This is a genomic window from Amycolatopsis sp. NPDC051373 (assembly GCF_040689465.1).
In the GTDB taxonomy this organism is placed as follows: Bacteria; Actinomycetota; Actinomycetes; order Mycobacteriales; family Pseudonocardiaceae; genus Amycolatopsis.
Genome location: NZ_JBFBAE010000005.1, coordinates 228,312 through 242,350 on the forward strand (window position 1 = coordinate 228,312; position 14,039 = coordinate 242,350).

12 protein-coding genes are annotated in these 14,039 nt (G+C 70.5%); 6 read left to right on the plus strand and 6 right to left on the minus strand.

Annotation, left to right across the window (positions count from 1 at the left end; all coding sequences use genetic code 11):
* Positions 1 to 106: 106 nt before the first annotated feature.
* Both AB0383_RS11485 and AB0383_RS11490 read left to right on the plus strand, forming a co-directional pair.
* Complete coding sequence (locus AB0383_RS11485; RefSeq protein WP_364170318.1) at positions 107 to 1,372, plus strand: aspartate kinase; 1,266 nt, start codon at positions 107 to 109, stop codon at positions 1,370 to 1,372.
* Positions 1,372 to 2,412: an aspartate-semialdehyde dehydrogenase gene (locus AB0383_RS11490; protein ID WP_220244907.1), complete on the plus strand. Its 1,041-nt coding sequence runs from the start codon at positions 1,372 to 1,374 to the stop codon at positions 2,410 to 2,412. Before AB0383_RS11485 ends, AB0383_RS11490 begins: the two co-directional genes overlap by 1 nt.
* Positions 2,413 to 2,460: 48 nt before the next feature.
* Here AB0383_RS11490 and AB0383_RS11495 read toward each other — a convergent pair whose 3' ends face one another.
* The 4 genes from AB0383_RS11495 to AB0383_RS11510 all read right to left on the minus strand — a co-directional run bounded on the left by AB0383_RS11495 (position 2,461) and on the right by AB0383_RS11510 (position 8,014).
* Complete coding sequence (locus tag AB0383_RS11495; RefSeq protein WP_366186773.1) at positions 2,461 to 3,684, minus strand: hypothetical protein; 1,224 nt, start codon at positions 3,682 to 3,684, stop codon at positions 2,461 to 2,463.
* A 66-nt stretch (positions 3,685 to 3,750) separates the two neighbouring features.
* Positions 3,751 to 4,887 (minus strand): DUF4034 domain-containing protein, encoded by a 1,137-nt coding sequence (locus AB0383_RS11500; RefSeq protein WP_366186775.1) that lies wholly within the window; start codon positions 4,885 to 4,887, stop codon positions 3,751 to 3,753.
* A gap of 10 nt (positions 4,888 to 4,897) precedes the next feature.
* Entirely contained in the window at positions 4,898 to 6,370 is a 1,473-nt protein-coding gene (locus tag AB0383_RS11505; protein WP_364170326.1) for a M48 family metalloprotease, read from the minus strand.
* A 186-nt stretch (positions 6,371 to 6,556) separates the two neighbouring features.
* On the minus strand, positions 6,557 to 8,014 hold the full coding sequence (locus tag AB0383_RS11510) for a M48 family metallopeptidase (protein WP_366186777.1): 1,458 nt from the start codon (positions 8,012 to 8,014) through the stop codon (positions 6,557 to 6,559).
* A 172-nt stretch (positions 8,015 to 8,186) separates the two neighbouring features.
* On the opposite strand from AB0383_RS11510, the gene AB0383_RS11515 reads away from it, so the two are divergent.
* Together AB0383_RS11515 and AB0383_RS11520 are read left to right on the plus strand one after the other, a co-directional pair.
* Positions 8,187 to 9,377 (plus strand): RtcB family protein, encoded by a 1,191-nt coding sequence (locus AB0383_RS11515; RefSeq protein ID WP_366186779.1) that lies wholly within the window; start codon positions 8,187 to 8,189, stop codon positions 9,375 to 9,377.
* A 50-nt stretch (positions 9,378 to 9,427) separates the two neighbouring features.
* On the plus strand, positions 9,428 to 9,805 hold the full coding sequence (locus AB0383_RS11520) for a hypothetical protein (protein ID WP_364170335.1): 378 nt from the start codon (positions 9,428 to 9,430) through the stop codon (positions 9,803 to 9,805).
* 108 nt (positions 9,806 to 9,913) lie between these two features.
* Here the strand turns inward: AB0383_RS11520 and AB0383_RS11525 are convergent, their stop codons facing one another.
* Positions 9,914 to 11,071 (minus strand): MFS transporter, encoded by a 1,158-nt coding sequence (locus AB0383_RS11525; RefSeq protein WP_366186931.1) that lies wholly within the window; start codon positions 11,069 to 11,071, stop codon positions 9,914 to 9,916.
* Positions 11,072 to 11,225: 154 nt separating this feature from the next.
* Here AB0383_RS11525 and AB0383_RS11530 point away from each other — a divergent pair, with 154 nt between their 5' ends.
* Together AB0383_RS11530 and AB0383_RS11535 are read left to right on the plus strand one after the other, a co-directional pair.
* Positions 11,226 to 11,819, plus strand: coding sequence for a TetR family transcriptional regulator (locus AB0383_RS11530; RefSeq protein WP_220244903.1), 594 nt, complete (start codon positions 11,226 to 11,228; stop codon positions 11,817 to 11,819).
* 492 nt (positions 11,820 to 12,311) lie between these two features.
* A complete protein-coding gene (locus AB0383_RS11535) occupies positions 12,312 to 12,836 on the plus strand; it encodes a hypothetical protein (RefSeq protein WP_366186781.1) in 525 nt (174 codons plus the stop codon).
* A gap of 73 nt (positions 12,837 to 12,909) precedes the next feature.
* On the opposite strand, the gene AB0383_RS11540 is transcribed toward AB0383_RS11535, so the two are convergent.
* A complete protein-coding gene (locus AB0383_RS11540; RefSeq protein WP_366186783.1) occupies positions 12,910 to 13,971 on the minus strand; it encodes an alpha/beta hydrolase in 1,062 nt (353 codons plus the stop codon).
* Between the last annotated feature and the right edge of the window lie 68 nt (positions 13,972 to 14,039).

A 14,039-nucleotide genomic window follows, 5' to 3' on the forward strand; every position in this document is an offset into this window, starting at 1 on the left:
GTGGCGCGCGCCCTCGGCCCCGGTAGGCTTTCGCCCAAGTGAAGGGACGCGGGGGCTCCTCGGTGCCCACCAGGAGCACTCCCGGCCCGTCAAGGAGGTTCGGGCTGTGGCCCTCGTGGTCCAGAAGTACGGTGGATCGTCGCTGGAAAGTGCCGACCGGATCAAGCGCGTCGCCGAACGCATCGTCGCCACCAAGAAGGCGGGCAACGACGTCGTGGTGGTGTGCTCGGCGATGGGTGACACCACCGACGAGCTGCTCGATCTGGCGCAGCAGGTGAACCCCGCGCCGCCGGAGCGGGAGATGGACATGCTGCTCACGGCCGGTGAGCGCATCTCGAACGCGCTGGTCGCGATGGCGATTTCCGCGCACGGCGCCGAGGCGTGGTCGTTCACCGGTTCGCAGGCGGGTGTCGTCACGACGTCGGTGCACGGCAACGCGCGCATCATCGACGTGACGCCGAGTCGCGTCACGGAGGCCCTGGACCAGGGTTACATCGCGCTGGTGGCCGGGTTCCAGGGCGTTTCCCAGGACACCAAGGACATCACGACGCTCGGCCGCGGCGGTTCGGACACCACCGCCGTCGCGCTCGCCGCCGCGCTGGGCGCCGACGTGTGCGAGATCTATTCCGATGTGGACGGTGTGTACTCCGCCGACCCGCGGATCGTGCCGGACGCGCGGAAACTCGACACGATCCCGTACGAGGAGATGCTGGAGCTCGCCGCGAGCGGTTCGAAGATCCTGCACCTGCGTTCGGTCGAGTACGCGCGCCGCTACGGCGTGCCGATCCGAGTCCGCTCTTCCTACAGCGACAAGCCGGGCACCACCGTGACCGGGTCAATCGAGGAGATCCCCGTGGAACAAGCGCTGATCACCGGTGTGGCACACGACCGTTCGGAGGCCAAGATCACGGTCACCGGCGTGCCGGACCACGCCGGGGCGGCCGCCCGGATCTTCCGCGTGATCGCCGACGCGGAGATCGACATCGACATGGTGCTGCAGAACGTGTCCAGCACGATCTCGGGTCGCACCGACATCACGTTCACGCTGTCGAAGGCCAACGGCGCCAAGGCCGTGCAGGAGCTCGAGAAGGTCAAGGGCGAGATCGGCTTCGAGACTGTGCTGTACGACGACCACGTCGGCAAGGTCTCGCTCGTCGGCGCGGGGATGCGCTCGCACCCCGGTGTCACGGCGACGTTCTGCGAGGCGCTCGCACAGTCGGGCGTCAACATCGAAATCATCAACACCTCGGAGATCCGCATCTCGGTGCTGATCCGCGACGCGCAGCTCGACGACGCCGTGCGCGCGATCCACGAGGCGTTCGAGCTCGGCGGCGACGAAGAAGCCGTTGTGTATGCGGGGAGTGGTCGCTGATGAGCAACGGTCTGCGCGTCGGGGTGGTCGGAGCGACCGGCCAGGTCGGCGGTGTGATGCGGAAGCTGCTGGCGGAGCGCGGTTTCCCGGTGGACGAGATGCGCTACTTCGCGTCGTCCCGGTCAGCGGGAACGAAGCTTCCGTGGCAGGGCGAGGAGATCACGGTCGAGGACACCGCCATCGCGGATCCGTCCGGTTTGGACATCGCCTTGTTCTCCGCGGGCGGTTCGACTTCGCGTGAGCAGTCGCCGCGCTTCTCCGCCGCGGGCGTGACGGTGATCGACAACTCGTCGGCCTTCCGCCGCGATCCGGACGTGCCGCTGGTCGTCAGCGAGGTCAACCCGGAAGCCATCAAGGAGGCGCGCAAGGGGATCATCGCGAACCCCAACTGCACCACCATGGCGGCCATGCCGGTGCTCAAGCCGCTGCACGACGAGGCCGGCCTGCTGCGCTTGATCACGAGCACCTACCAGGCCGTGTCCGGCAGCGGCCTCGCCGGCGTCGACGAGCTGGCCGCCCAGGTCAACGCCGTCGCCTCCCGCGCGGCGGCCCTGACCCACGACGGTTCGGCTGTGGACTTCCCGGCCCCGGCCAAGTACGTGGCGCCCATCGCGTTCAACGTCCTGCCCATGGCCGGCTCCGTCGTCGACGACGGCTCGTTCGAGACGGACGAGGAACAGAAGCTGCGCAACGAAAGCCGCAAGATCCTGGGCCTGCCGGAGCTGCTCGTGTCCGGCACGTGCGTCCGGGTCCCGGTGTTCTCCGGCCACGCGCTGTCGATCAACGTCGAGTTCGCGCAGCCCATCTCGGTGGAGCGAGCCACGGAACTGTTGTCGGTCGCGCCCGGCGTGCAGCTCTCGGACGTCCCCACGCCGCTGCAGGCCGCGGGCAAGGACCCGAGCTTCGTCGGCCGCATCCGCTCCGATCCCGGTGTGCCGGACGGTCGCGGCCTGGCGCTGTTCGTGGCGACGGACAACCTGCGCAAGGGTGCGGCGTTGAACGCGGTGCAGATCGCGGAGCTGGTGGCGAGCAACCGCTGATTTTCTCGTGTGACCAGGGCCGTCTTCCTCCGGGAAGGCGGCCCTGTCTCATCGGGGCGAGCTCAGCTGCCGAACCGGCCGGAAGTCCGGTGGCACGCCGGAAACCACGAGCAGCATTCGCAGCGGCAACACCTCCGGCGTCAGCGCTGCCGCTTCGTCGAGCGCGGTCGTGATCGCCTCCGCCCCCGGATCGTCCACGACCAGCTCCGGCGGCCCGGGCCACGCCATGCGCCAGCGCACGACTCCCACGTCCGCCAGGGCCGCCGTGACGACCAGGGCCAGGCGGTAGCGGACGGAAGCCACGACGTCCGTGGCGCCGGGCTTCGCGAGGAACGCGAGCTCGCCCGCGGCCAGCCGGTCGAGCGCCGCTCCGAGGGTGAGGCCGCCGAGGACCTCCAGGGCCGAGCGCGTGACCTCGTGGCGCTGGGACAAATCGGCGAGCGTGTCCCAGTCGGCCCGCGGCATGGCGCGCTGCTCCTCGGAGAGCAGCTGCGCGAAGGCGTGGTCGAGCGTCTCGCCCTCGGCGAGCAGTGCGCTGGCCCGAGCCTCGTCGCCGAGGGGGAGCTCGGCGTCGAGCAGCCGCCGGAAGCCCGCCATCGGCCGCGCCGGCAGGAATCCCGCTCGCAGGCCGAGCGCGGCGTAGCGGACCAGGAAGAGCTCCCAGAGCTCTTCGATCACCTCGCGTTCCCACCGCACCTCCGCCGAGTCCGACGTGGTCAGCGCTTGTTCGGCGACGCGCAGGTAGTACGCGGTGAAGGCCCGCACCGCGGGCCGGGCCGGCGCGTTCCAGCGCGGCGTGCGGGCCAGGGTGTCGCGCGTGCGGGAGAGGAACCGCACTCCCCACGCGATCGCCGGCCGGAAGCGGACGTCCTCGCTGAGCGCGCGGCGCACCAACACGCTCAGCTGCCCCGGGTTCACCGCCGCGAGCAACGGGACTCCGATGACGAGCCGACGGCGCGACGCGAGCCGCACCGCGACGCCGGCGTCGAGCTGGACGGACGTCGGAGCCTCGACGCCGACGTCGTCCGCCGCGGAGTGCACCAGTTCCCACAGCCGCGTCGACGCGGGCGTGAGCCGGATCGTCGGCGTGGGGCCGGCGCGCGAGCACAGCGCCGTCACGAGTGTCGCGAGTCCTGGCGCCACGACGAGCAAGGCCAGCGACGCGGGGGACATCGCCACGCACAGCACGGCCTCCGCCGCGACGAACCCGCCGACGACGAGGACCACCGCCAGCCAGAACGCGACCAGGAGCCCCATGGCACGCAGTGCCATCCGGACCTCCTCCCCAGCCGAGCTCGGTCCTGTCGGATATCGCTCGTGGCGGGGACAACGTTTCCGTCACTCCACTGTGGACTTCGCCTTCTCGGCGAGGTGGCAGGCCAGGTACCGGATCTTCCGGAACTCGACGATCGGTCCCTTGTTGCTGTACGCCCACATATTGGCGTCCGCGTGCACGCCGAGGTACCGGAACTGTTCCACGGCCTCTTCGCCGCGCCCGAGCTCCACGAGCGCCCGCGCGGCGTACGCCCGGCTCGTCGCCGTGCCCGGCGCGTCGCGGCCCTCTCCTTCGAGCCAGGGCAGCAGCCGGTCGACGGCCGGCGCGACCAGCGGGTTCCGCCACGCGTCCTCGACCCCGCGGTACTCCGCCTCGTGCGCCGCGACCAGCGGCAGAACCGCCAGCTTCGGGTGCTTCGCCGCGCCTTCCTCGGCGAACGCCCACATCAGCTCATGCGACCCGAACCACTTCTCGCACCAGTACTGCAGCGCGGAGCTGTGCGCGGGCAGGTTCACCGGGTCGCGGGCGACCAGCTGCTCCCACACTTCGCGAAACGCGTCGTTGTCGTACTGCCGGCCGCGAGCGACCGCGAGCATCGTCACCCACGGCGTGGGGTCTTCGGGCGCCAGCGCCGCCACTTCGTGGGCCGCGGGCACGGCGGACTCGAGGATGGCGAAGAACTTCTGGAACTGCTCGCGGCTCACGTGCTCGGCCCCCAGCCCGCTGCGGACCTGCCAGGCCAGCTGCACGAGACTCTCGGCGTTGACGGCGGCGGCGTCCGCGTCGCCCGGCCGCTCGCTCTGCCAATGATCCAGCCCGATCTCGTCGTTCGCGACGACCTCACCGAGGTGGCGCACGAGAGTGACGCGCCGGTCCCAGTCGGCACCGATCTCGGAGAGCAGCTGCGCCGCCGGCTGCCAGCCACCGGTCACGAGCGCCTGCCGGGCCTCGTCGATCTCGCGGTCGCGGATGAACTCGGCCCGCGTGACGTCAGCGTCCGACGGCAGGCCGAACAGCGCCACGTCGGGCATCTCGACCTTGGGCGCCTTCTTGTCCGGCGCGACGTACCGGGCCAGGTCCTCACGGCTGAGCGAAGCGGTGAACTCGGCCACGCTCATGCCGCGTTCCCGCGCGGCTTTGGCCAGCGCCAGCGCGGTCTTCCGGCGTCTCGGATTGAACAGCAGGCTTACGAGTCCCATGGGTTTCCTCTCAGGAACGGATCGGGTCGGGTTCCGCCGCGGGCAGCAGCGCCCGCAGCCCGGCGGTGTCCCCGGTGACGGCGGCGTCGAGCGCCGGGTCGAGTGCTTTGTCGTACGCCTCGTCGAGCGCCAGCTCGGCCGGCCCGGACCACGAGAGCGTCCAGTGTGCGAGCCCGGCGGTGGCGAGTTCCGAGACGACCACAGTGGACAGTCGCTCACGGACGGACTGGCCGAGAAGCTCGCGGCGGGCCCGAGCGCCGGCGCCGGTGGGCACCTTCAGGCCGGGGTCGGCCACGTCGTCGAGCCGGCCGGCGTCGAGTGCGTCGAGCAGGTCGTGCGGCGAACGTCCGCGCAGGATCTTCGTGGCGTTCTCGCTGAACTGGTGGCGGGTGGCGGCGTCGACGAGGGTCGGCCAGTCCGTGGGCTTCTTCCGGCGGGCTTCGGTCGACAGGCCCGTGAGCAGGGTGGCGTCGAGAGTCTTGGCCGCCTCGCGCAGGATCTCGGTCGCCGGTCGCTCGCCGCCTTCCGCTACCGGCACGACAGGCGCCGCTTCGAGCAGTGCGATGCGCTCGAGAGTGGGCGGGTGGCTGTCGTACGGGGAGGTCTTGTGCTTCGGGGGATTGCGCCGCACCTTGTCGATCTCCTCGGCGCGACCGCCGTCGGCCAGCAGGTGGAGGTACCCCTCGGCCAGCCGGGCCGGTAGATAGCCTGCTTTCCAGCCCATCGTCGCATAGGTGTTCAGGAAAAACCGCCAGACGACGTCCAGCGCCTCGACCTCGCGCAACGCACTGCTCGCCGCCGCAGTGCCCGCGACCCGGGCGGCCGCGGCGTCGGCGGCGAGCTCGCGGTCGCGGCTCACCCGCATAGACACGGCGAAGTAGAGCTTGGCATAGGCGTGGAACAACTTCCGCAGCATATGGCCGAACCACGTGCTGCCGTTCAGTCCGTTCACGACTCGGCCGATCGCCTGCCTGCCACGGTAAGTCGTGCCGGCGAAGCGGGTGTCGCGGTTGCTGTAGTGCGCGAGTTCGTGGCCCAGCACCGAGCGGAACTGGTCGGTCCGCAGCCCGGCGAACAGTTGCGCACCGATGAACAACCGGCGACGTTTCACCCGCAGGCCGAGCCACCGCGTCTGCTCCTCGACGCTCGCGTTGACCTGCGGCACCAGGTAGATCTCGTCCGGCGGCCGGGTGCCGACGGCGTCGGCGAGCTCGTGGACGAGTGCCCACAGTTCAGGCTGCGCCTCGGGGGTCACCGGCAGGCCGGAGACTTCGTCGTCGCCGGAGCGTTCGATGGTGAAAAGGGCCTGCAGCAGCACGTAAACCACCGGTACGACGATGATCGCGAGCCGCAGCCCGATCGCGGGCCGGTCTTGGAACGCGTAGATCTCCAGCGCCACGAGCGCGGCGATGATCGCCAGCACGAGTACCGGGAACCCGGCCAGCAGGATGACAGCGAGCAATGCTCGCGATGAGTTCTTCATGGAAAAGCGGAATCCTCCCCGAGTGGCGCACCGAGCGCCGGGCTCGATCATCGTGCCCGATATCGGCCGGAACCTCGATTTCGTTTCGCTCACGAAACGAAGTTCTCCGAGTTAATCCGGCAAATCGTGCTATTCGGACGGTTCCCGGTTGATCCATTGTGGAGCGGACGCCGTTCGCCGCGGTAATCAAGCAGACGGAACGCGGCCGGGTTCGCTCAGGAGCGCGCGCAGGGCGGCAGTGTCACCGGCCACGGCGGCGTCGATCGCGGGGAAGAGCGTTCCGCTGTACCGCGGGGTCAGCCGGAGCGCGGTCACCTCCGACCACGAGATGGTCCACCGCGCGCCGCCCGCGCCGGCGGCCTGCGACAGGGCCACGAACGACAGCCGGATGCGAGCGGATTCGGACACGAGCTCCCGGCGAGTCCGCTGGTCCGCCTCAGCCGGGATCGGCAGGTCGGGATCGACCACGTCTGCCGGCCGCCCGGCGTCCAGCGCGTCGAGCAGGTCGCCCACCGAGCGGCCTCGCAGGACTTGCGCCGCCAGTTCACCGAACTCGTGCCGTGAAGAGACGTCGGCGAGTGTCTCCCAGCCGGTGCGCTGCTTTGCGCGGCCTTCGTCCGACAGCTCGGCGAACCACGCGGCGTCGAGGATCTCTTCGGCGTCGCGGAGGAGCTCGCTCGCCGGCCGGTCCTCAACCTCGGGCATCGGGTTGACGCCGGCCGCTTCGAGGACCCTGATGCGCTCGTCCGTGCGTGGATGGTTGTCCAACGGCGACGCCTCGGGTGGGTTCTGCCGCGGTCGTGCCGGTTCCTGGGCGCGGGTTTCGTCGGTCAGCAGCAGCCGGTACCCCTCGGCGGGCCGGTCGGGCAGGTAACCGGCGTTCCAGCCCATCACCAGGTACTGGCGGGTGGAAACTCGCCACACGGCGTCGAGCGCCTCGATCTCGCGAAGAGCGGCGGTCGCCGCCGCCGTGCCCGCGACCCGCGCCGCCGCGACGTCGGCGGCCAGCTCCTGGTCGCGGCTCACCCGACCTGACACGGCGAAGTACACCCAGCCGTAGACCTGGAACAGCGGCCGCAGCAGCCGGCTGAACCAGGACGCCCCGTCGAGTCCACTCAGGACTCGCAGGATCGCCACCCGGCCACGGTAGGTCGCGCCGGCGAACCGGGTGTCGCTGCTGCTGTAGTGCGCGAACTCGTGGCCGAGCACGGCCCGGAGCTCGGCCACCCCCAGCCCCGCGAACAGCGGGGCGCCGATGAACAGCGTGCGCTCCGTGACGCGCAGACCGAACCAGCGCGTTCGTTCGTGTACCGCCGCGTTCACCCGGTTCATGATCCGGACCTCGTCGGGCGGGGCGGTGCCGACGGTTTCGGCCAGTTCGCGGACCAGGGCCCGCAACTCGGGTTGGGTCTCCGCGGTGACCAGAAGACCGGGGGCTTCGCCTGCGCGGTCGAACGTGAGCAGCGCCCGCAGCAGCACGTAGGTCGCGGGCGCGGCGAAGACGGCGAACTCCAGCCCGTGGGAAAGCCGGTTGCGGAACGCGAACACCTCGACCACCACGATCGCGGCGACAAGCGCCAGTACCAGCACCGGAAACCCGGCCAGCAAGGTGACCGCGGCCGGCGCTCGAAACGAGTTCTTCATGGACGGACGGTTCCTCCCGCTGGGCGCTTCGGGCCCCGGGCCTGGCATCCTGCCCGATATCGCTGGGAGCCTCGATTTCGTTTCCGCCACGAATCCGCCGCGGAAAACCCGTGGCGCCATATCGCCCTCCGGGGGATGCTATTCGAAGAATCCCAGCCAGGAAAGGAAAGTCATGTACACGGCGGTAGACGGTGCTCGCGTCCCGATCCGGATGTGGGCCGACCCCACGTCGGTCGAGGAACAAGCCATGCGCCAGCTGCACAACGTCGCCAATCTGCCTTGGGTGCACGGCGTCGCGGTGATGCCGGACGTCCACTACGGCAAGGGCGCCACCGTGGGCAGCGTGATCGCCATGCGTGACGCGGTGTCGCCGGCGGCGGTAGGTGTCGACATCGGGTGCGGGATGAGTGCGGTGCGCACGTCGCTCACCGCGGCGGACCTGCCCGACGACCTCGGCCGGCTGCGGCGCCGGATCGAGTCGGCTGTGCCGGTGGGGTTCGGGCTGCACAAGACGCCCGTGAACCCCGCGAAGGTCCACGGCGTGGGCGGCTGGGACGCGTTCTGGAAGTCGTTCGGCGACCTCCACGAGGGCGTGCAGGGCCTGCACGACCGCGCGGCGCGCCAGGTCGGGAGCCTCGGCGGCGGGAACCACTTCATCGAGGTCTGCCTCGAACAGGGCGGCGCCGACGAAGGCCGCGTGTGGCTGATGCTGCACTCGGGTTCGCGCAACATCGGCAAGGAGCTCGCGGAGCGGCACATGGCCGTCGCGCGCAAGCTGCCGCACAACGCGGACCTGCCCGACCGCGACCTGGCCGTGTTCGTCGCGGACACGCCCGAGATGGCGGCCTATCGGCGTGACCTGTTCTGGGCGCAGGACTACGCGGCGCGCAACCGGGCCACGATGGTGGCGCTGGTCAAGCTCGCCGTCGCCGAGGTGATCCCGGGGACCACGTTCGACGACGCGATCTCGTGCCACCACAACTACGTCGCCGAGGAGACCTACGACGGCGTCGACCTGCTCGTCACCCGCAAGGGCGCGATCCGGGCCGGCGCGGGTGACCTCGGGATCATCCCGGGCAGCATGGGCACCGGCTCGTACATCGTGCGCGGGCTCGGGAACACGGCGTCGTTCGAGTCGGCTTCGCACGGCGCGGGGCGGCGGATGTCGCGGACGAAGGCGCGCAAGACCTTCACCGCGGCTGACCTCGCGGCCCAGACCGACGGAGTCGAGTGCCGCAAGGACACCGGCGTGGTCGACGAGATCCCGGCGGCCTACAAGGACATCGACGCGGTGATCGAGGCGCAGACCGACCTCGTGGCGGTCGTGGCGCACCTCAAGCAGGTCGTCTGCGTGAAGGGGTGAAGGTGCTCGCGGGGCCGGTTCGGGCCCCGCGAGCCCGCTACGCTGGATCCATGACGAGGTGGGGAGCGGTGGTCGCGCTGGCGGCCGCCGGAACGTTGCTGGCCGGATGCGACCAGGTCGACTCGGCGGTGGACACGGCCAACTCGACGGCCGACAAGGTCAGCGCGTGCACGCAGGCGCTGGGGCTGGCGGACCTCAATCCGCTGGTCGACCCCGACAAGCTGAAGGCCCGCGCGCAGGACAAGGAGCAGCGCCTGCGCGCGCTGGCGGCCGACGTGCAGGAGCAGGACGTGAAGAACGCGCTGCTCGGCATGGCGGACTCCTACGTCGAGGTGCAGAAGGAGCACATCCAGGACGCCGGTGTGGTCGCCGCGTGGGCCAAGCGGAACGTCGCGAAGCTCGACGCACTGCGTAAGGCGTGTAGCTGACCCCCACGCCTCGCCCCAGCACCCGACGGGGCAGGCGCGCGGAGCACCTCCGTTGACGGTGGTGGCGGGCGTGGCTGGAGCAACCAACGCCGCATGGGTGAGGTCTGGTCAGCGACGCGCCTGCACGGCCGCGGCCATCGCCGGCGCCGTGGCTGTCCGGCGCCGGTGCGTCCACAGCAGGCCCGCCGCGGCCAGGACCAAACCACCGGCGCCCGCGGCGACGAAGCCCCACGCCGGGCTCGAGTGGTCGATCGCGAAGCCCACCACCGGGCTGCCCGCGGCCAGCCCGAGCCGCGTCGACGCGTCCTGTAACCCCATCGCCTCACCGCGCACGGCGGGGGGCGCGATCGCGCTCACCGTTTCCGTGGTGGCGGCCAGTGTCGGCGCGCAGAGCAGGTTCGTCGGGATCAGCACCAGCATCAGCAGCCACCACGGCTGGTCCGCCAGCCCCACCGGCAGCACCAGCGCCGCGAGCAGCAGCATCAGCACTCCCTGCGGCAACGACTTCTTCACGGCGCCGTGCACGATCCCGCCGAGCATCGACGCCGCGCACATCACCGCGATGACCAGGCCGGTCCAGCCGACGTCACCGTGGGAGCGCAGCGCCGCCAGCGTCGCCACCTCCGTACCGACCAGGCAGAACAGGGCGCCCGCGGCCACCAGCAGCGTCGCGAGCAGGCGACCGGTGAGCCACGACCGCAGCGGCGGCCGGACGGAGCCGAGGGGGGCGAGCTCGTCCTCGTTCCGGATGGGCGGGTTGAGCAGGAAGATGAGCAGCGCCGTGCCGCCGAAGAGCACGCCGATGCCGCTGAGCGTGAACGTGGCCGACAGCGACGTGATCGCCGCGATGCCGGCCGCCGGGCCGATCATGAACGACGCCTCGACCAGAATCGTGTCGAGCGAGTAGGCCGCCCGCCGGTGCTCGGCGGGCACGAGCGCCGCCAGGATCTGACGCGCCAGCGAGCCCGCGGGCACGGACAGGAACCCGGCGGGCAGCGCGCACGCCACCAGCACCGCGTAGGAGAGGTGGGGCGCCGCGACCCAGAAGGCCGTGGACGCGACGCCGCAGACGCCGACCACCGGACGCAGGCCGTAGCGGTCGATCGTGCGCCCGAGCAGTGGCGCGCCCAGCGCCATGCCCAGCGTGGTGGCGGCGCCGACGACGCCGGCCGCGCCGTAGCCGTGGCCCAGGTTGGTGACCACGTACAGGGTGAGCGTGACGCCGGTCATCGTCATGGGCAGGCGCGCGAAGAACATCAGCGCCATCGACGGACGGACTCGGGACAGGGTCAGCACCTGGCGGTACGGCTCGAAGGGCACGTACCTCATGAGAGCAAATCCTGGTACGCGCGTGCAACTTCTTTTGAGGCGATCTTCGTGACAGTTGCTGTCAAACGAGAGCGACCGCGACAATCGCCGCATGACCCCGGCTGAACCGACAGGCCTGCGCGAACGCAAGAAGGCCCGCACGCGCGAAGCGATCCAGCGGCACGCGCTGCGGCTGTTCCAGGAGCAGGGCTACGCGACGACCACCGTCGAGCAGATCGCGGCGGCCGCGGACATCTCGCCGAGCACCTTCTTCCGCTACTTCCCGACGAAGGAGGCGACGGTCCTCTACGACCGTATCGACCCGCTGCTCGTCGAGGCCGCCCGCCGGCAGCCGGAGGACCTGACGCTGCTCGGGGTCGTCCGCGCGACCCTGCGCGAGGTGTACGACAGCCTGCCGCCCGAGGTGTGGGCCGAGGAGCGGCGCCGGCAGCTGCTCGTGTTCTCCGTGCCGGAGCTGCGCGCGAAGGTGATGGACAACTACGTCTCGGGCATCACGATGCTCGTCGAGCTGGCGGCCGAACGGACCGGTCGCGCCCGCGGCGACTTCGAGGTGCGCAACTGGGCCGGCGCGGTCGTCGGCGTGATCCTCTCCACGGCGCTGGCGGCCGCGGCGGATCAGAGCGTCGATTTCGTGGCGCTGCTGGAACGCGCATTCACGCACCTCGAAGAAGGCTTGCCGCTCTGAATCGGCGCAACTCTTGTTCTTGACGCGAAACAATTCGCGAATGTTTTTGCGAATTCGTGTGTTGACCTCGGTGTGCGCGGTCCGGTGCGCATTCGTGCGCTGTTTCCGCTGGTCTCCACGCCGGAGATCTGCCCGTGACCCGGCTACTCCACCTGTGGCGGTGCGTGCGTGGGGGACACCCCGACCGGAGCAGTGGCGACACGCGGTCCGACGGAGTGATCAGGGTAAACGATCACGCAATGCACCTGTACGGGTGAGCAACAGGGCCATTCGTGGCCGATCGGCTACTCCGAGTCCGATTCATGATCGGTCATGATGATCTTCAGGGGGATGGGCAAGCCGTCCACGTTAATCAATTGCGGGCATGTTCCCGAAAAACGGATTCGGCACGTAAGGGTTAGAAAACGTCCCTATCCGGTGATCGGCTGGTGCTGGGCCGATACGGCGGGTATCGATTTACCCGTCAGGTCTCCAGAGGCCAGGAGGTAAGGAATGAAAGGCAAGATTGGGCGGATCATCGCCTTGGTAGCCGCCGGCAGTCTGCTGGCCGTCGGCACCTCGGGGATGGCCTCGGCGAGCCCTGCGGGTGGCAAGGGCTCGTCGTCCACCGAAGTGGTCGGCGCGCAGGTGCTCCAGATGCGAGACGACCTGACGAAGGCCGCGTACGCCGGCAACGTCGGTCTGACACGTGCCGACCTGGACAAGCTCAGCCCTGTCCTCGGCGACCTCGCCGCGGGCAAGCGCTACACGATCCAGTCGGAGACGCAGCAGCTCTCGTCGGCGGCCAAGGGCCGTGCGGACGAGTCCAGCCGCCTGCTGTCCGACCCGTCGGCGTCGCCGCGTCAGCTCCCGCCGCTGCCGCTCCCGCCGATCCCGGACCTGCCAGGTCCGCTGAAGATCGTGAGCGACCTGCTCAAGGCCCTGCTGGGTGCCGTCACCGGCATCCTGGGCGGACTGCTCGGCTCCCTGCCGGTGCCTCCGCTGCCGGTGCCGCCGTTGCCCGTCCCGGGCGCGTAGCAACCACCCCCGGAACACGGGGTTTTCGGAGCCTGGTGCGGTTCGCCGCACCAGGCTCCGGTGGTTTCCGGGGTTATTTCTCCTTCTGCTGCCGCGCCAACCCCAGCCGCAGCGCGCCGGCCAGCTCGGCCGTCGCCTCGCGGAACCGGGAGCCGACGCCGGTGAAGTTCAGGAACCCGTGGATCAGGTCCGGCTGGCGGCTCACCGCGACCGGGACTCCGGCGTCGCGCAGCTTCTCCGCGTACGCCTCGCCCTCGTCTCGCAGCGGGTCGAAGCCCGCGGTCATGACGAACGCCGGCGGCAGTCCACTGTGGTCGGTCGCGACGAGGGGCGACAGGCGCGGGTCGGTCTTGTCGGTGCCGGCGGGGACGTAGTGGTCCTCGAACCAGGTCATCGACTCGTCGGTGAGGAACAGCTTCTCGCCGAAGATCTCGCGCGAGCGGCGGCGCGTCGTGAAGTCCACCGCGGGGTAGATGAGCAGCTGGAACGCCGGCGCCGGGCCACCGCGCCGGACCGCCGCCAGAGTCAACGCGGCGGAGAGGTTGCCGCCCGCGCTGTCGCCGCCCACGGCGATGCGGTCGGCGTCCGCGCCGAGCTCGGCCGCGTTGGCGTGGGCGTGGTCGAACGCCGCCAGTGCGTCTTCGAACGGAGTCGGGAACGGGTGTTCCGGCGCCATCCGATACTCGACCGACAGCACGCGCACGCCGGCGTGTTTCGCGAGGTAGCGCGCGGCGTTGTCGTGCGTGGCGCGCGAGCCGACGACCCAGCCGCCGCCGTGGAAGAACACGAGCAGCCCGGACGGTTCGGGCAGCCCCGCGGGCGCGTAGAGGGTGGCGTCGAGCGATGCGTCGCCGGACGGGATCACCACGTCGCGCACGGCCACGGGCTCGATCGTCTTGCCGCTCACCAGGTGGCGGCCGAGCTCCAGCCCGAGCCGCGAGCCCTCGACCGTCTCGCCGACGAGCGCGGTGCCGGTGAGCTGCTGCAACCGCAGCAGGAGCTGCGCGTCGAGGGCGAGTTCCTGCCCGTCGCGCCGCAGCGGCGGGCCGGCGATGAGCCGCCGGACGGGCCGGGGCAGCCAGAAGACCAGCTGCGCGGCGGCGGCCTGGGCGCGGACCTGGAGCGGGATCGCCATCGTTCCTCCTCGGCAGTGGACCCCGACGTTACTTGTCAGTAGATTGTGGGTCCAGCTGTGATCGAGAA